This is a genomic window from Pseudomonas sp. ASL9, from assembly GCF_056680335.1.
Genome location: NZ_CM155277.1, coordinates 3,265,052 through 3,282,102, shown reverse-complemented (window position 1 = coordinate 3,282,102; position 17,051 = coordinate 3,265,052). Strand labels below are relative to the sequence as shown.

Annotated in this window: 14 protein-coding genes; 7 read left to right on the top strand and 7 right to left on the bottom strand. The window is 58.5% G+C overall.

Going from position 1 to position 17,051, the window contains the following annotated elements:
• Window positions 1-103: 103 nt before the first annotated feature.
• From AC1ME2_RS15105 to AC1ME2_RS15095, 3 genes are all read right to left on the bottom strand, one after another.
• Window positions 104-1,648 (bottom strand): phosphoenolpyruvate carboxykinase, encoded by a 1,545-nt coding sequence (locus AC1ME2_RS15105; protein ID WP_480434901.1) that lies wholly within the window; start codon window positions 1,646-1,648, stop codon window positions 104-106.
• A gap of 180 nt (window positions 1,649-1,828) precedes the next feature.
• Entirely contained in the window at window positions 1,829-2,731 is a 903-nt protein-coding gene (gene hslO / locus AC1ME2_RS15100) for an Hsp33 family molecular chaperone HslO (RefSeq protein ID WP_480434899.1), read from the bottom strand.
• A gap of 180 nt (window positions 2,732-2,911) precedes the next feature.
• On the bottom strand, window positions 2,912-3,319 hold the full coding sequence (locus AC1ME2_RS15095) for an RNA-binding S4 domain-containing protein (protein ID WP_480434898.1): 408 nt from the start codon (window positions 3,317-3,319) through the stop codon (window positions 2,912-2,914).
• A 120-nt stretch (window positions 3,320-3,439) separates the two neighbouring features.
• On the opposite strand from AC1ME2_RS15095, the gene rimA reads away from it, so the two are divergent.
• From rimA to rimK, 3 genes are read left to right on the top strand one after another with little or no spacing between them, the layout of a single operon-like run.
• Window positions 3,440-4,222 (top strand): S6 modification regulatory phosphodiesterase RimA, encoded by a 783-nt coding sequence (gene rimA / locus AC1ME2_RS15090; RefSeq protein ID WP_480434896.1) that lies wholly within the window; start codon window positions 3,440-3,442, stop codon window positions 4,220-4,222.
• Between the two features lie 16 nt (window positions 4,223-4,238).
• Window positions 4,239-4,721, top strand: a complete 483-nt coding sequence (gene rimB / locus AC1ME2_RS15085; RefSeq protein ID WP_480434894.1) for a retropepsin-like aspartic endopeptidase RimB — start codon at window positions 4,239-4,241, stop codon at window positions 4,719-4,721.
• Entirely contained in the window at window positions 4,718-5,623 is a 906-nt protein-coding gene (rimK, locus tag AC1ME2_RS15080; RefSeq protein ID WP_480434893.1) for a 30S ribosomal protein S6--L-glutamate ligase, read from the top strand. The genes rimB and rimK overlap by 4 nt, the downstream gene beginning before the upstream one ends.
• 319 nt (window positions 5,624-5,942) lie before the next feature.
• On the opposite strand, the gene AC1ME2_RS15075 is transcribed toward rimK, so the two are convergent.
• Window positions 5,943-7,256 carry an ATP-binding protein gene (locus AC1ME2_RS15075; protein ID WP_480434891.1) on the bottom strand — a complete coding sequence of 438 codons (1,314 nt, stop codon included), beginning with the start codon at window positions 7,254-7,256 and terminating at the stop codon, window positions 5,943-5,945.
• Between the two features lie 170 nt (window positions 7,257-7,426).
• Window positions 7,427-8,167, bottom strand: a complete 741-nt coding sequence (gene ompR, locus AC1ME2_RS15070) for an osmolarity response regulator transcription factor OmpR (protein WP_480434889.1) — start codon at window positions 8,165-8,167, stop codon at window positions 7,427-7,429.
• 232 nt (window positions 8,168-8,399) lie between these two features.
• Here ompR and AC1ME2_RS15065 point away from each other — a divergent pair, with 232 nt between their 5' ends.
• From AC1ME2_RS15065 to gshA, 3 genes are all read left to right on the top strand, one after another.
• Entirely contained in the window at window positions 8,400-10,727 is a 2,328-nt protein-coding gene (locus AC1ME2_RS15065) for a Tex family protein (RefSeq protein ID WP_480434888.1), read from the top strand.
• Window positions 10,727-11,110, top strand: a complete 384-nt coding sequence (locus tag AC1ME2_RS15060; protein ID WP_480434886.1) for a PaaI family thioesterase — start codon at window positions 10,727-10,729, stop codon at window positions 11,108-11,110. The genes AC1ME2_RS15065 and AC1ME2_RS15060 overlap by 1 nt, the downstream gene beginning before the upstream one ends.
• 199 nt (window positions 11,111-11,309) lie before the next feature.
• On the top strand, window positions 11,310-12,896 hold the full coding sequence (gene gshA / locus AC1ME2_RS15055) for a glutamate--cysteine ligase (RefSeq protein WP_480434885.1): 1,587 nt from the start codon (window positions 11,310-11,312) through the stop codon (window positions 12,894-12,896).
• A 49-nt stretch (window positions 12,897-12,945) separates the two neighbouring features.
• On the opposite strand, the gene argA is transcribed toward gshA, so the two are convergent.
• Both argA and argE read right to left on the bottom strand, forming a co-directional pair.
• On the bottom strand, window positions 12,946-14,244 hold the full coding sequence (argA, locus tag AC1ME2_RS15050) for an amino-acid N-acetyltransferase (RefSeq protein WP_480434883.1): 1,299 nt from the start codon (window positions 14,242-14,244) through the stop codon (window positions 12,946-12,948).
• Window positions 14,245-14,391: 147 nt separating this feature from the next.
• The gene (gene argE / locus AC1ME2_RS15045; RefSeq protein ID WP_480434881.1) at window positions 14,392-15,540 is read right to left on the bottom strand and encodes an acetylornithine deacetylase; all 1,149 of its coding nucleotides are present in this window, start codon (window positions 15,538-15,540) and stop codon (window positions 14,392-14,394) included.
• Between the two features lie 142 nt (window positions 15,541-15,682).
• Here argE and AC1ME2_RS15040 point away from each other — a divergent pair, with 142 nt between their 5' ends.
• Window positions 15,683-17,050 carry a CYTH domain-containing protein gene (locus AC1ME2_RS15040; RefSeq protein ID WP_480434880.1) on the top strand — a complete coding sequence of 456 codons (1,368 nt, stop codon included), beginning with the start codon at window positions 15,683-15,685 and terminating at the stop codon, window positions 17,048-17,050.
• Window position 17,051: the final 1 nt, after the last annotated feature.

Here is a 17,051-nt window from a genome sequence, read left to right as displayed (position 1 = left end):
CCCGATGGGGTGAACGCGGCTATAGGAGGCCAAATCGTAGAAATTCAGCCGCAAAAAAACCGCCCCTAAAGGCGGTTTTTTCATTCATCCAACAACCATCACATCACAGTTGAGGACCGGCATTTTTGATCGCGTCTGAAACATCAAACTTCTTGAAGTTCTCAACGAACAAACCAGCCAGTGCTTTAGCCGATTCGTCGTAGGCCGCTTTGTCTGCCCAGGTGTTGCGTGGGTTGAGCAGTGCAGTGTCTACGCCTGGGACCAACGTCGGTACGTCGAGGTTGATGATGCCCAGGTGTTCGGTTTCTGCGCCGATCAATGCGCCGCTTTGGATCGCGGCAATGACACCACGAGTGGTCGGGATGTTGAAGCGTTTGCCTACGCCGTAGCCGCCGCCGGTCCAGCCGGTGTTGACCAGGTAGACCTTGGAGCCGAAGCCGCGGATGCGTTTGATCAGCAATTCAGCGTATTCGCCAGCTGGACGCGGGAAGAACGGCGCGCCGAAGCAGGTGGAGAAGGTCGACTTGATGCCGCCGCCCGAGCCCATTTCGGTGGAGCCAACCAGTGCGGTGTAACCCGACAGGAAGTGGTAGGCCGCTTGTTCTTCGCTGAGGATCGACACCGGCGGCAGAACGCCAGTCAGGTCGCACGTCAGGAAGATCACTGCGTTCGGCTCGCCACCGAGGTTTTTCGGTGCGCGTTTTTCGATCAGTTCACGCGGGTAAGCGGCGCGGCTGTTCTGGGTCAGGCTGTCGTCGGCGTAATCGGCTTTTTTGGTGACCGGGTCCAGTACGACGTTTTCCAGTACGGCGCCGTGCTGGATGGCTTTCCAGATGACGGGCTCGTTCTTCTCGGACAGGTCGATGCACTTGGCATAGCAACCGCCTTCGATGTTGAACACTACGCCCACGCCCCAGCCGTGTTCGTCGTCACCGATCAGGTAACGGCTTTCATCAGCGGACAGGGTGGTTTTGCCGGTGCCGGACAGGCCGAAGAACAAGGTTACATCGCCCTCTTCGCCCATGTTGGCCGCGCAGTGCATTGGCAGCACGTCGACCGCTGGCAGCAGGAAGTTCTGTACCGAGAACAGGGCTTTTTTCATTTCGCCAGCGTAAAGCATGCCAGCGATCAGCACTTTTTTGGCCGCGAAGTTGATGATCACGGTGCCGTCGGAGTGGGTGCCGTCACGCTCAGGCTCGCACACGAAGGCCGGGGCATTGATGACCTGCCATTCGGTGTGGCCCGACGGGTTGTACTGTTCAGGGTTTATGAACAGGCAACGGCCGAACAGATTGTGCCATGCGGTCTCGGTGGTCATCTTGACCGCGAGGTAGTGCGCAGGATCAGAACCTACATGGACGTGGGATACAAAACGGTCGCGCTCGCCCAGATAGGCTTCAACGCGGTCCCATAGGGCGTCGAACTTGTCGGCCGGGAACTTGCGATTGATCGGGCCCCAGGCGATAGCAGCCTGAGTAGTCGGCTCTTCAACGATGTAACGGTCAATCGGCGAACGACCCGTACGGTGACCGGTTTTCACGACCAGCGCGCCAGTATCGGCAAGTTCGCCTTCACCGCGATTCAGGGCTTCTTTAACCAGATCATCGATGCCGAGATTCGTGTACACGGCAGTATTAGCTTGCGTCATGAGGTTCCCCGTCGGCCACAGGCCGAGTGCTCCAAACGTTTTGTAGTAGAAATTCCCACACTACTACAGCGGAAAAAGTGGGCCGGATTATGCCAGAAACGCCCAAAATAAGGTAGGACCCTCCTGTCAGAACAGCTGCGAAGCGGTCCCTACGGCGTTTCAAGGCGTATTAGCCTGTGTTTAATGGCGCGTATCAGATGGCGAATCCACACCGCCGCCAGAGAACAACTGCGCTACATCAGTGGCATCGAACAAATAGCGCTGATTGCAGAACTGGCAGTCAATTTCGATACTGCCGTTGTGCTCAATCACCAGTTGCTGCGCGTCTTCCAAGCCCAGACTGACCAAGGCATTGCCCGAGCGCTCTCGCGAGCAACTGCAGCGGAACTGTAGCGGCTGAATATCGAACATGCGTACCGCCTCTTCATTAAAAAGGCGATGCAGCACAGTTTCATTGTCCAGGCTGAGCAATTCTTCGGCGGTCAGCGTGCTGGCCAGCGTCGTGACATGCTGCCAACTGGCGGCACGGTCTTCCGGGTCGGTCAGGCGGTCGGCGGGCAATTGCTGCAACAGCAGGCCACGGGCGCGAATGCCGTCGGCGTTGAGCCAGAAGCGCGTCTGCAATTGTTCGGACAGGGCGAAGTACGAGGTCAGGCTTTCCGACAGGTCAACGCCATCCAAGGCAACGACGCCTTGATAACGCTTCCCCTTACGCGGGTCGACGGTCAGCGTCAGGGTGCCGTCGGGCATCAAGTCTCGCAGTCCGGCATCGGGAGTGATCTGTTCAGCGTCGTAACGCGCAATGCCACGTATTTCACGATCACTGGAACATTCGACCATCAACAATGACACCGGCCCGGTAGAGTTTGCTTGAAGCACCAGCAGCCCGTCGAATTTGAGAGTGCCTACCAGCAAAGCCGCAGCCGCGAGGAGTTCACCCAGCAACTGCGCGACTGGCTCAGGATAGGTATGTTTGGCCAACACTTCGGCGTAACTACGCTCCAGCGCTACCAGCTCACCGCGCACGTCGCTTTCGTCGAAAATGAAGCGCTGGGTGTAATCGATGTCCGGAAAATCATGCATAAGAAAAGGTATCTGAAGTGATGACAAGATGAGATAAATTGCTTACGAAACGCCATTTAGCACCTGATAACCGGTCGTTGTAAGCCATGCCGACGAAGGGCATTTTATGAACAATCCCGAATTCTTCCAAGACAGATCGAACATCATCGGGAGGACAGCGTTTTAAATCTGACGCCAGGCTCAATCGTCACTGCCCGCGTCGCGAAACTGATGAAGCTGTCGGCGCTGTTTCTTGGTCGGGCGCCCTTCAGTCATGACACCCAGACCGCCCGCTTTACGCATGGCCGCAGCATTTTCGCGCTTGGCGATACTTTCGGCTGTCTCGGCGTACAGCGCCTGCGCCTCTGGCGCGCCACGGCGCACGGTCGACAATGCCTGAACGACCACGGTGCGCTCGTCGAAACCGGCACGAACCAGAAACTCGTCACCGATGCGCGGCTCCTTGCCGGGCTTGCAGCGCTCTCCCCGCCAATGGACCTTGCCACTCTCTATGGCAGCCTTGGCCAAGGCGCGGGTTTTGAAGAACCTAGCCGCCCACAGCCATTTGTCCAGTCGAACTTTGTCGTCCTCTTCCGGTTTTTGTGCCATTAGAATTTCTCAATCGTGCAATAGTCGGAACTGTACTACGACACGTCGAGCAGGCGGCAAACCAATCCCCGGATTAAAATGCCGAGCATGTTGCAGGTCCCTTCCGCACTGGAGTACTACGTGACTGATTTCCCAACCTCATTGACCTCGCCTAAATCCGGCTGCAAAGGGTGCCAAGACAGCCCCCCGCTGGATTTTTCCTTCGCGTTTGCCTATCAACCGATTGTCGACCTACGTGACCGCTCGATCTTCGCCCATGAAGCGCTGGTACGCGGCACCAACGGTGAAGGAGCGCTGTCGATCCTGAGCCAGGTCAACGAGCAGAATCGCTACCGCTTCGACCAGCGCTGCCGCACACAGGCGATCCAGGGGGCCGCGCAGCTTGGCATGAAAGAAAATCTATCGATCAACTTTATGCCCAGTGCTGTCTATCGCCCTGAGCTGTGTATCCGCAGCACGCTGGAGGCGGCCAAGGAGCACAATTTCCAGCTGAATCGACTGATTTTCGAGACATTGGAAAGCGATCATTTAGATAACAATCGCCATTTGACCAATATTCTGCGTGAATACCGCGAATTCGGCTTCAAGACGGCCATTGACGATTTCGGCGCGGGGTATTCCGGGCTTAATCTGCTGGCCGACTTTCAGCCCGATCTGATCAAGCTCGACATGGCGTTGATCCGCGATATCGACCACGATCGCGTTCGTCAGATTATCGTTCGCGGGGTTGTCACAATGTGTGCCGAGTTAGGCGTTACAGTCATTGCCGAAGGCATCGAAAGTCCTGGGGAGCGAGACTTTCTCACCGACTGCGGAATTTTTCTTATGCAAGGCTTCTGGTTCGCCAAACCTGCATTTAAAGCGTTGGCCCAGGTTGATCCTGGTGCTTGGCGGACTGTTTGAGGCGTACGGAATCGTATTGAAAACATTTGATCATTTAACGGTCATTGGCCTTCGCGAGTGGGTGGCGCTGCCCGATCTAGGGGTGGCTGGCCTGCGGGCGAAAATAGATACCGGGGCGAGCACGTCAAGCCTGCACGCGACCGAGATTGAACCTTTCGAACGTGACGGCGAAAAATGGGTACGCTTCAACGCGCACCTCGGCACGGTGGTGCAATTGCGCCATCGCCGTTGCGAAGCGCAACTGGTCGCGATGAAAACCATAAAAAGCTCCAACGGCCAAGCGCAAGTCCGCTACGTCATCCGCACCACCCTGGCTTTGGGTGATCGGGTCTGGCCGGTGGAGTTCACGCTGGCCTGCCGTAAAGCCATGCGCTATCGCCTGCTGCTCGGCTCAAACGCTTTGATCGACGGCCAATTGGTGGTCAATCCAGGCATTACATACGTTCAGGACAAGCCGGCATTCCCGGCCTCTACTACCTCTTCCAAAGGTGTTGCATGAAGATCGCTGTGCTGTCGCGTAACCCGCGTCTGTATTCCACCCGTCGCCTGGTCGAAGCGGGCATCGAGCGTGGCCATGAGATGGTGGTGATCGATACCCTGCGCGCCTATATGAATATCGCCAGCCATAAGCCGCAGATTCACTATCGCGGCAAACCACTGGAAGGTTTTGATGCGGTGATCCCGCGGATTGGCGCTTCAGTGACGTTTTATGGCTGTGCGGTGTTGCGCCAGTTTGAAATGATGGACGTCTTTCCGCTCAACGAGTCGGTCGCTATTGCTCGCTCGCGGGATAAATTGCGCTCACTGCAATTGCTTTCTCGGCGAGGTATCGGCCTGCCGGTCACTGGCTTCGCGCACTCCCCGGACGACATTCCCGATTTGATCCAGATGGTCAACGGCGCACCCTTGGTGATCAAGGTGCTGGAAGGCACTCAAGGTATCGGCGTGGTGCTGTGTGAAACGGCCACCGCAGCCGAGTCGGTGATCGAAGCCTTTATGGGCCTTAAGCAGGACATCATGGTTCAGGAGTACATCAAGGAGGCTGGCGGTGCGGATATTCGCTGCTTCGTGGTCGGCGACAAGGTGATCGCCTCGATGAAGCGTCAGGCCAAGCCTGGGGAGTTTCGTTCGAACCTGCACCGTGGCGGCAGCGCCAGCCTGATCAAGATCACGCCTGAAGAACGCATGACGGCTCTCCGCGCTGCCAAGGTCATGGGGCTGAGCGTGGCCGGTGTGGATATCCTGCGTTCAAATCATGGCCCGCTGGTGATGGAAGTGAACTCCTCACCGGGCCTGGAAGGTATCGAAACCACCACCAACAAAGACGTTGCCGGGATGATCATTGAATACCTGGAGAAAAACAGCGGTCCGAACATGACACGGACGAAGGGCAAGGGCTAATAAAGCCAGGCTGCCCAACACAAAACTGTGGGAGCAGGCTTGCTTGCTCTCATCTAGCAACCTGTAAGTAATTGAAAAATAAAGTATAAATCACAAAAATTTTTCAGCCAAACACTGCCCCTGTAGGAGCTGACTTGTCTGCGAATCGGCTGCGAAGCAGTCGCAAAATGGCTAGATTCACTATCGCTGGAAGGCCCTTCGGTCCTTATCGCGGGCAAGCGCGCTCCTATGCCCTCCGGACAGAATCGCAACCCAGTTTGCTCCGCGACAGCGCGGCGTCGAAGACACGGCGGCCCTCCCAAAGAACTCTAGCCAGCTCTCAAACCGCATCCCTTGGCAACATCAGTCCCAACGGCAAGCGCACTCGTGCTTCCAGGCCGCCTCCAGAACGATTTCGCAGTTCGACATTGCCGCCATGCATGGCCGCGATGCGCTTGACGATCGCCAGCCCCAGCCCGGTGCCTTTGCCGCTGCGCGCTCGGTCGCCACGGATGAAGGGGTTGAAGATGATCTCCAGCTCCGATGGATCGATCCCGGCACCCCGGTCGAGCACACTCAGTACCACATAGGGCGCATTGGCATCGCCTGACACGTAAACGGCGACTTCAACACCGTTGCCAGCATGGTGCATGGCGTTTCCGATCAGATTGTTTAGCAGGCGCTTCATGGAAACGCGGCGCAACGGAAACGGTGGGATAGGTTCCAGACACAATCGAATCTGCTCGGTCGGGTGATTGAACGGCGCGACCACTTCACGCACCAGATCGCTCAGGTCGACGTCCTCGATCTCTTCATCGCGCCCGTCGCGAATAAACGCCAGGAATTGATCGAGGATTGCGTCCATGTCTTCGATATCACGGACCATACCTTCGGTCAGCTCGTTTTCGTCGGTCATCAACTCAAGGGACAAGCGCAAGCGGGTCAAGGGGGTTCGCAGGTCGTGGGACACGCCTGCCAGCATCAGTTCGCGCTCCTGCCCGGCTTGCTCGACGTCCTCGGCCATCTGGTTGAAGGCGCGGTACACTTCGGTCATTTCGCTGGGCGTATCGCTGATCGGCAACCGCACGCTGCGCCCTTGCCCCAACTGACGGGCAGCAAAGACCAGACGTTTAAGCGGCTGATTAAGCTGTCGGACGAAGATCCACGCAGAGGCTGTGGATAACAAACCAATGGCAAGGAACCAGCCCAGCACGCTCCAGATTTTTTGACCGCGCAGTGGATGCGGGTACAAGGGCACTTTCAGCCAGCCGTCACCCAGGCTTGGAGCCCGCACCCACAGGGCCGGAGGCGCATGCACCCGCAGGCGTACTTCTGTGTCCGCACCCAGCTCGGCCTGCATTTGACGTTGATAAATTTCGCTGTACGGCCAATGTTGCTCGCCTTCAGGCACACCGCCGCCCACCACCCGAATCAACCCGGCAGCCTCGGAAATCGCCTCGCGATCATGCTCATCCGCTGCCCAATAGGCGCGCAAGGTCAGCGCAACGCCATGACTGTATTGCCGGTCGACCAGCACGTCCTCGTTCATCAATAGATAAACCAGGGTGAGTGCTTTGGAAAACAGTACGACAATCAACACCAGCCACAGGGTGCGAGCGAAGAAGCTTTGTGGGAACCAGAGCGGGGTTTTCATAGCAGCAGCTACACACTTTGCAGGCGCGAGCGAGGCTCGCAAAAATGGCGGGTCACAAACGGTATCAGTCGCATAAACACCCCAGCCCGAACCGTCGATAGCCCTGAACAGGGCTATCGAGTGTGTCAGCCAGGACTCAGCTGTTCTGGCTCGCGCCTACATAGCACCGATCACTTGGTTCCGGCACCGTCAGGAACGAACACATAACCTACGCCCCAGACGGTCTGAATGTAGCGCGGCTTGGAAGGGTCCTGCTCGATCAGGCGACGCAGGCGCGAGATCTGCACGTCGATGGAGCGCTCAAGCGCATCCCACTCGCGTCCACGGGCCAGGTTCATCAGCTTGTCGCGGGTCAATGGCTCGCGGGCATGCATGACCAACGCCTTGAGCACCGCGAATTCGCCAGTGGTCAGCATGTGTACTTCATCGCCACGCTTGAGCTCGCGGGTCGCCAGCGACAGTTCGTAGTCGCCGAACGTCACGGACTCGTCTTCACTGCCAGGCGCACCGGGAACAGGCACAGCCTGACGGCGCAATACCGCTTTGACCCGCGCCATCAGTTCATCGGGGTTGAAAGGCTTGGACAGGTAATCGTCAGCACCCAACTCCAGACCACGGATTCGGCTCAGCTCATCGCCTTTGGCGGTGAGCATGATGATGGGCACTTGATTGTTGGCAGCACGCAAGCGGCGGCAGGCGGATAGCCCGTCTTCACCCGGCAGCATCAAATCCAGGACCACGAGGTGAAAAACCTCGCGTGCCAGCAGGCGATCCATTTGTTCGACGTTGGCCACAGCCCGCGCGCGATAGCCTTTGCTGGTGAAAAAACGCTCTAACAGGCTGCTTAACCCTGGGTCGTCGTCAACGATGAGGATTTTTTCGCCTTCAGCAGGTTGTGCAGTACTGCTCATTAGATGCTCCTTTGGTCTCGGCGCGTAGTATGGCGTAGCCACCGAATTACGTACTAAGAGCATTGTTAGCAGATTTTTCCTGGGTCGCCAGTAATGGTTCTTCATAGCCCTTGTTAGAGGGCCCAATCCCCCTAATCGGAGATCGCTGGGTATAATGCGCCGCCTTGAAGTCAGGTAGCGCCTGACAATGGCCAATCGCGTTTTATTTGCTCACAATTTGCCAGGTGGTTTTATGGACAGCATCAACAGCCGCATCGCCGAGGAACTCGGTGTCCGCCCACAGCAGGTCGCAGCGGCCGTCGCTCTGCTTGATGAAGGCTCAACCGTGCCTTTCATCTCCCGCTACCGTAAAGAAGTGACCGGCAGCCTCGATGACACCCAATTACGCCATCTGGAAGAGCGTCTGCGCTACCTGCGCGAACTCGACGAGCGGCGCATCAGCATCCTTGCCAGCATTGAAGAGCAAGGCAAGCTGACCCCAGAGTTGGCGCGCGACATCAAACTCGCCGACACCAAAACCCGCCTCGAAGATTTGTACCTGCCCTACAAACAGAAGCGCCGCACCAAAGGTCAGATTGCCCTGGAAGCCGGTCTTGGCGAGTTGGCCGATGGTCTGTTCAACGACCCGACCCTGAGTCCGGAAAGCGAAGCCGCGCGGTTTGTCGACGCTGAAAAAGGCGTGGCCGATGTGAAAGCCGCCCTCGAAGGCGCCAAATACATCCTGATGGAGCGCTTCGCCGAAGACGCCAACCTGCTGGAAAAACTGCGCAACTTCCTCAAACACGAGGCTGTACTCAGCGCCCGTGTGGTGGCTGGCAAGGAAGAAGCCGGCGCCAAGTTCCGCGATTACTTCGAACACGACGAACCGCTGAAAAGCATGCCGTCGCACCGCGCCCTAGCGATTTTTCGCGGTCGCAACGAAGGTTTTCTCAGCTCATCCCTGAAGATTGGCGAAGAGTTGCCGGGCGCCATGCACCCGTGTGAAATGATGATCAGCGAGCGTTTCGGCCTGCAGAATCAGAACCGTCCCGCCGATAAATGGCTGGCCGAAGTGGTGCGCTGGACCTGGAAGGTCAAGCTTTACACCCATCTGGAAACCGACTTGCTGGGCGAACTGCGCGATGGCGCGGAAACCGAAGCGATCAACGTGTTCGCGCACAACCTGCATGACCTGCTGCTGGCTGCACCGGCTGGCCCGCGCGCCACACTGGGCCTGGACCCTGGCCTGCGTACCGGGTGCAAGGTGGCCGTGGTCGATGCCACGGGCAAATTGCTCGATTACGCGACGGTTTATCCGCACGTGCCCAAAAATCAGTGGGACCAGACCATCGCCGTGCTGGCCGCACTGTGCGCCAAACATTCGGTGGACCTGATCGCTATCGGCAACGGTACTGCCAGCCGCGAGACCGATAAACTGGCCGCCGAGCTGATCAAAAAATACCCAGGTCTGAAAATGACCAAAGTGATGGTGTCCGAAGCCGGTGCCTCTGTGTATTCCGCTTCCGAGTTGGCTGCCAAGGAATTCCCGGAGCTGGACGTGACCATCCGTGGTGCGGTGTCGATTGCCCGTCGCCTGCAAGATCCACTGGCCGAGCTGGTAAAAATCGATCCGAAATCCATTGGTGTCGGTCAGTATCAGCATGATGTTTCGCAGCTGAAACTGGCGCGCGGCCTGGATGCTGTGGTCGAGGACTGTGTGAACGCTGTCGGCGTCGATGTGAATACCGCATCGGCGGCCTTGCTCGCCCGCATTTCCGGTCTGAACACCACGCTGGCGCAAAATATCGTCGCTCACCGCGATGAAAACGGTGCGTTCAAGACCCGTGCCGCGTTGAAGAAAGTCAGCCGCCTCGGCGAAAAGACTTACGAACAAGCTGCCGGCTTCCTGCGAGTAATGAATGGCGACAACCCATTGGACTCCTCGGCGGTTCACCCGGAAGCCTATCCGCTTGTACAGCGCATCGCCGCTGAAACAGACCGCGACATCCGTTCGTTGATCGGCGACGCGAGCTTCCTCAAGCGCCTCGATCCGAAAAAATACACCGATGAAACCTTCGGCCTGCCAACCGTCACCGACATTCTGCAAGAGTTGGAAAAGCCGGGCCGTGACCCTCGCCCCGAATTCAAGACGGCCGAGTTCCAGGACGGCGTCGAAGAGCTCAAGGACCTGGAGCTGGGAATGATCCTCGAAGGCGTGGTCACCAACGTGACCAACTTCGGCGCCTTCGTCGATATCGGCGTGCATCAGGACGGTCTGGTGCACATCTCCGCGCTGTCCGAGAAGTTCATCAAAGACCCGCGTGAAGCGGTCAAGGCCGGCGATGTGGTCAAGGTCAAGGTCATGGAAATCGACATCCCGCGCAAACGCGTTGGCTTGTCGATGCGGATGAGCGACACCCCTGGCGAGAAAATCGATGGCGCTCGCGGCGCGCGTCCGGGCTCTGCTCCCCGCTCGCAACAGCAAAGCACCCCCCGCAAGGAAACGCCGGCAGCCGCAGCCCCGGCCAATAACGCCATGGCTTCGTTGTTCGCCAACGCCAAACAGTTGAAGAAGCGTTGATGGACATACCTGAAGGGCTGACCGAGAGCGCTTATTTCAAGATGCTCGGCTGTCAGTTGCAGCGTCTGGACAACGGCGTTGCCGAAGTCAGCCTGGCGCTGGAGCCGCACCTGCGCAATCGCGGCAACGTGATGCACGGTGGGGCGATCTTCAGCCTGGTCGATATCGCCATGGGGCTGGCCTGTTCAAGCTCCCACGGCTTCTATCAGCAGAGCGTGACCATCGAGTGCAAGATCAACTATGTCCGTGGAGTGCCTGAAGGCGAGGTGCTGTGCATCGCCAAGGTGCTGCATGCCGGACGGCGCACGTTGGTCGTCGAAGCAGAAGTGCTACAGGGCGATAAACTGGTCGCTAAAGCACAAGGGACGTTCGCAGTCATCTAGCTGTCGTACGTCGATTTGAGTTAGTTTCGGCACTGCGAAAACAGTGTCGGAATTTTCTGTTTGCGTTGCAGCCAAATCAAGCAACGGGCATCGGCGTTTCAACCCAAAACCAGGCGACAACGCCAGTTCCTCTCTTCACCCTTGTAGACCATCATTTCCACCCCCATATTGGGGCGACTGATGCGTGAAGGAATCCAACTTGAGCGAACTTCTCAACCGCCGCCTGGCTCTGCTTAGCGAGCGCACCAATCTCTCCCTGCTGGAGCAGTGCCTGCACGGTATTGAGCGTGAATGCCTGCGCGTGACGGGCGAAGCACGCCTGGCGCAGACGCCGCACCCCGACGAACTGGGCGCTGCGCTGACTAACGAGCAAATCACCACCGATTACTCCGAATCGCTATTGGAGTTCATTACTCCCGCGCTGCCGCACACGGCCGATACCCTGTCCAGCCTGGACAAGATCCATCGCTTCGCCTACAGCAAGCTCGGCAACGAGTTCCTGTGGAGCCCGTCGATGCCGTGCCCGCTGCCGGCCGAAGAAGATATCCCGATCGCCTACTACGGCACGTCGAATATCGGCCAGCTCAAGTACGTCTATCGCAAAGGCCTGGCCTTGCGATACGGCAAGACCATGCAGTGCATCGCTGGCATTCACTACAACTTCTCGTTGCCCGAAAAAGTCTGGCCGCTGCTCAAGCAGGCCGAAGGTTTTGTCGGCACCGACCGTGATTTCCAGTCTTCGTCCTATATCGCATTGATTCGCAACTTCCGCCGCTACAGCTGGCTACTGATGTACCTGTTCGGCGCCTCACCGGCACTGGATGCAGGCTTCTTGCGCGGCCGCTCGCATCAATTGGAACAGTGGGACGCCGACACGCTTTATCTGCCCTACGCCACCAGCCTGCGCATGAGCGACCTGGGTTACCAAAGCAACGCCCAGGCCGGTTTGACGCCGTGCTACAACGATTTGGCCAGCTACACCGACAGCCTGCGAAAAGCGGTGGCGACGCCGTATGCGCCGTATGTCGAGATTGGCACTCACAAGGATGGCGAGTGGATTCAGCTCAACACCAACATCCTGCAGATCGAAAACGAGTACTACTCCAACATCCGTCCTAAACGCGTGACCTATTCCGGCGAACGTCCGATTCAGGCGCTGGTGGCCCGGGGTGTGCAATACGTTGAGGTCCGCTGCCTGGACATCAACCCGTTCCTGCCGATGGGTATCGATTTGCAGCAAGCGCGCTTCCTTGACGCATTCGTGCTGTATTGCGCCCTGCAGGACAGTCCAGAATTGGCGAACAACGAATGCACCAACGCGGCCTCGAATTTCCTGACAGTGGTCAAGGAAGGTCGTCGCCCGGGTCTGGAATTGCGACGCAATGACACCACGATCGAATTGAAAGCCTGGGCGACCGAGCTGCTGGAAAAAATCGCTCCGTTGTCGCAATTACTTGACCAGAGCAACGGCGGCGAAGAACACGCCAAAGCCATGGCCGCGCAATTGGCCAAGGTCAACAACGCGTCACTGACGCCTTCTGCACAAGTGCTGGCAAGCATGACTGAACACAAGGAAGGCTTTACCGCGTTCTCGTTCCGCCAAAGCCAGGCGCACGCTGAGTACTTCCGCAGCGAACCGTTGAGCACTGAAGACCAGTTGCACTTCGAAACCCTGGCCCGCGACTCAATTGCCCAACAGGTAGAGTTGGAAAGAACCGAGGAGATTGTCGATTTCGATACGTTTGTCGGTTCGTATCAAGCGAGCATTTTGTCGATCAGTAACTGACACCCATCACGGCGGGATGCTACGCGTCCCGCCGTGATGGGCGCAGCCCTTACAACGCCTTCTCGAAGATCTTCGAGTTACGCTGATAGTTGTACAGCGACGCTCGTGCGCTTGGCAGGCGGTCGACACTGCTCGGCTCAAACCCGCGTTCACGGAACCAATGCGCGGTGCGGGTGGTGAGGACGAACAGCGTCTTCAACCCCTGCTCCCGTGCTCGGGCTTCGATCCGCTCCAACAGCTCATCACCGCGCCTGCCGTGGCGGTACTCCGGGTTGACGGCCAGGCAGGCCAGCTCACCGGCGTCAGAATCCGCGATCCGATACAGCGCCGCACACGCAATGATCAGCCCTTCGCGCTCGACCACGCTGAATTGCTCGATCTCACGCTCCAGCACTTCGCGCGAACGACGCACCAGAATCCCCTGTTCTTCCAGCGGACTGATCAAATCCAGCAAACCGCCGACGTCTTCAATCGCCGCTTCACGCACCAGTTCGAACTGCTCTTGCGCGACCAACGTACCCCCACCATCACGGGTGAACAGCTCGGTCAGTAGCGCACCGTCTTCGGCGTAGCTGACGATATGGCTGCGACCGACACCGCCGCGACACGCTTCAGCTGCCGCGTCCAGCAATTCAGCCTGATAGTTGCTGCCCAGCCTTAAGATGTGCGCCGGGACTTGCTGCGGACGTAACTCGCGCACCAACTTGCCTTGGTCATCAAGCAAACCGCGCTCGGCACCGAACAGCAGCAATTTATCGGCACCCAGGTCGATGGCGGCGCGGGTGGCGACGTCTTCGCAGGCGATGTTGAACGTCTCACCCGTCGGCGAATACCCCAGCGGCGACAAAAGCACGATGGAGCGTTCATCGAGCAGGCGGTTGATGCCTTTGCGGTCGACCCGGCGCACTTCGCCGGTATGGTGATAGTCCACGCCTTCAACCACCCCAATCGGCCGTGCCGTGACCAGATTGCCGCCTGCCACGCGGAGGCGCGAGCCCTGCATCGGCGAAGCGGCCATGTCCATGGACAGGCGCGCTTCAATGGCGATGCGCAGGGAGCCGACAGCGTCGATGACGCATTCAAGGGTCGCAGCATCGGTGACGCGCAGGTTACGGTGGAATTGCGGCGTCAGGCCGCGTGCCGCCAGACGACTTTCAATCTGCGGGCGAGAGCCATACACCAGCACCAGTCGCACGCCGAGGCTGTGCAACAGCACCAGGTCGTGGACGATATTGCCGAAATTCGGATGCTCTATGCCATCGCCGGGCAGCATGACGACAAAGGTGCAATCGCGGTGAGCGTTGATGTACGGCGAAGCGTGGCGAAGCCAGTTAACGTAGTCGGGCATGACTTGAAGAGCCTGTAAAAAATTGGACGAACGCGTAAGAACACACACAGCACTGTGGTGGTTATCGTCGGAACAGGCTTGGCAACACGCGCATTCTCCTTCCTTTTAAGAGCCCAACGGCTTTGAGATCACTTGAGCTGACCCGACTCATGCGGGGGTCAAGCAATAATGTTCAACCAACTGACGTAGTAGACGCACCGTAGGCTGCAAGCGTGACATTTCCAGGTATTCGCCCGGCTGGTGAGCACAGGCAATGTCGCCAGGGCCGAGCACCAGCGTCTCGCAGCCCAGGCGCTGAAGATAAGGCGCTTCGGTGCCAAACGCTACTGCCTCGGCCCGATGCCCGGTCAGACGTTCGGCGACGCGCACCAATTCAGAGTCGGCAGCCTGTTCGAACGGCGGGACTTCGGGAAACAGTGGCGCATAGTCTATTTGCACCTGATGCAGCTCTGCCAGTGGTTGCAGCTTGAGCCTAATCGCTGCGCGCAATACCTGCGGGTCCATGCCCGGCAGGGGCCGCATATCGAACTCCAGCGAGCATTGCCCGCAAATCCGGTTCGGGTTGTCACCGCCGTGAATACAGCCAAAGTTGAGGGTCGGCTGCGGCACGCTGAACTGCGGATTGCGGTATTCACGTTGCCATTGCTGACGCAGGCCCTTCAGTTCGCTGATCGCGTCGTGCATCGCCTCAAGCGCGCTGTGGCCCAGACTCGGGTCGGACGAGTGGCCGCTACGCCCCAGAATATTGATGCGCTCCATCATCACGCCCTTGTGCAGACGAATCGGCTTGAGCCCGGTCGGCTCGCCAATCACCGCCGCACGACCCAGCGGGCGACCGGCTGCGGCCAAGGCCCGAGCACCCGCCATGGAGCTTTCTTCATCACAGGTGGCGAGGATCAGCAGCGGCTGCTTGAACGGTTGATCGAGCAGCGGTTGCACGGCTTCAATGACCAAGGCAAAGAAGCCTTTCATGTCGCAGCTGCCCAGCCCTATCCAGCGTCCGTCGACCTCGGTCAGCTTGAGCGGATCGGTTTGCCACAACGCGCCATCGAACGGCACCGTGTCGCTGTGCCCGGCCAGTACCAGACCGCCTGGGCCGCTGCCAAAACTCGCCAGCAGGTTGAACTTGCCGGGCAATACTTGCTGGATGTCACAGGCGAACCCCAGATCGCCCAGCCAGGTTGCCAGCAGATCGATCACCGCACGGTTGGACTGATCCAGCGCGGGCTGGGTGCAACTCACCGACGGCGCCGCAATCAAAGCGGCGAACTGGTCTTTCATGGACGGCAGGGGCATGTGCGATCTCCTCGTTTGAGGACCATCATAGGGCTATCGGCCCCCATGAATAAACATGTCCTGTACACTGTTCGGCCTCAGCAGCCACGTATTTGCAGGCTGCGCTCCCGTTATTAGCGATTAGCGCTTGGATTCCCCGGCCATGCAGAAAGAAACCGAAATCAAACTCCGCGTCAGCCGCGAAACCCTCGCCGCCCTGCGCGACCATCCACTGCTGAAAAAACGCAACAAAAGTGGCTGGGAACGCCTCGAGCTGTCCAATCAGTATTTCGACACGCCTGAGCGCGACTTGGCGAACGCCAAAGTGGCCCTGCGCGTACGCCGTGATGGCGATGCGATCATCCAGACGTTGAAGACTCGCGGGCAAAGCGTTGCCGGCCTGTCCGAGCGCAATGAATACAATTGGGATCTGCCCAAAGCCAAGCTTGACCTTAAAAAACTCGACGGCGAATGCTGGCCGGAGCAGTTGGCCGAGCTGGACAAGAAGACCATCAAACCGGCGTTCACCACCGATTTCGTTCGTGAGCGTGCAGAAATCGCTTGGGGTCGCGGCAAGGCTAAAGTCGTGATCGAAGCGGCATTGGACCTGGGCCGGGTAATTGCCGGTAAGCAGGAAGAAGAGATCTGCGAGCTTGAGCTGGAACTGCGCGAAGGCGATCCCTCCGCGCTGTTGGAGCTGGCCGCTGAACTGGCTGCCGATTTGCCCTTGATGCCGTGCGACATCAGCAAAGCCGAACGCGGTTATCGCCTGTTCGACGCCAACAGCTACTCACTGAGCCTGCCGGCACCGGAACTGACCGCAGAAATGCCGCTGGACGACGCCTTTGCTGCGCTGGCCTGGCATATATTGGCCAGCAGCCAGCGTCTGGCCGAGCAGTATCGTTTCAACGGCCACTGGCGTTTGTTGCAGGATTGGGTGGCGTTGCTGTCCGAACTGCGCGCATTGGTTGGCAGCCTGGGTCAGGCCGCGCCACGCACCTCGACCCACGAGTTGCGTGCATCGCTGGACGCCTTGCTCGAAGACTGGCGCCCGCTGGTTCAGGCCGGTCAAGACGACGCCGACGTCCGCACTGAAGCGCCCGCCCAGTTCACCGAAGAGCTTACAGACACCCGTTGGGGCCTGTTCTCGCTGAACACCTCGCGCTGGCTGTTGGCTCGCACCTGGACGGCTGACCGCAACACCCGCGGCAATCGCCAGGGCGCCGCGCAATTGGCGAACTGGGTACCGCGTCTGCTGGCTGAAGAAGCGACTTCGCTGCAATTGGGCCGCTATCAGCAGCAACCGGAAGACCTGGCGGAACAACTGCCACGCATCGAACGCATTCAGGCTTGGCTGCACCTGGCCCGTGACGTACTGGACTTGCCAGAGCTGGATCGCCTGTATGGCGAACTGAACAAACTTGAGCAATTGGCGCTTGAGCCCATCAGCGACGAAGTCCTCGACGCGCGTGTGCAACAGACCGTTGTGGTGTTCCAGAGCCGAGCTTGGAAGACCTTGTTGCGCTTGTAAT

What these genes read in the sequence shown, in the direction of transcription:
- hslO (WP_480434899.1), bottom strand. Translation starts at nt 2,731, where the DNA reads ATGCATGATTTTCCGGACATCGATTACACCCAGCGCTTCATTTTCGAC.
- AC1ME2_RS15060 (WP_480434886.1), top strand. Translation starts at nt 10,727, where the DNA reads ATGGACATACCTGAAGGGCTGACCGAGAGCGCTTATTTCAAGATGCTC.
- ompR (WP_480434889.1), bottom strand. Translation starts at nt 8,167, where the DNA reads ATGAGCAGTACTGCACAACCTGCTGAAGGCGAAAAAATCCTCATCGTT.
- argA (WP_480434883.1), bottom strand. Translation starts at nt 14,244, where the DNA reads ATGCCCGACTACGTTAACTGGCTTCGCCACGCTTCGCCGTACATCAAC.
- rimK (WP_480434893.1), top strand. Translation starts at nt 4,718, where the DNA reads ATGAAGATCGCTGTGCTGTCGCGTAACCCGCGTCTGTATTCCACCCGT.
- argE (WP_480434881.1), bottom strand. Translation starts at nt 15,540, where the DNA reads ATGCCCCTGCCGTCCATGAAAGACCAGTTCGCCGCTTTGATTGCGGCG.
- AC1ME2_RS15095 (WP_480434898.1), bottom strand. Translation starts at nt 3,319, where the DNA reads ATGGCACAAAAACCGGAAGAGGACGACAAAGTTCGACTGGACAAATGG.
- AC1ME2_RS15040 (WP_480434880.1), top strand. Translation starts at nt 15,683, where the DNA reads ATGCAGAAAGAAACCGAAATCAAACTCCGCGTCAGCCGCGAAACCCTC.
- AC1ME2_RS15065 (WP_480434888.1), top strand. Translation starts at nt 8,400, where the DNA reads ATGGACAGCATCAACAGCCGCATCGCCGAGGAACTCGGTGTCCGCCCA.
- AC1ME2_RS15105 (WP_480434901.1), bottom strand. Translation starts at nt 1,648, where the DNA reads ATGACGCAAGCTAATACTGCCGTGTACACGAATCTCGGCATCGATGAT.
- AC1ME2_RS15075 (WP_480434891.1), bottom strand. Translation starts at nt 7,256, where the DNA reads ATGAAAACCCCGCTCTGGTTCCCACAAAGCTTCTTCGCTCGCACCCTG.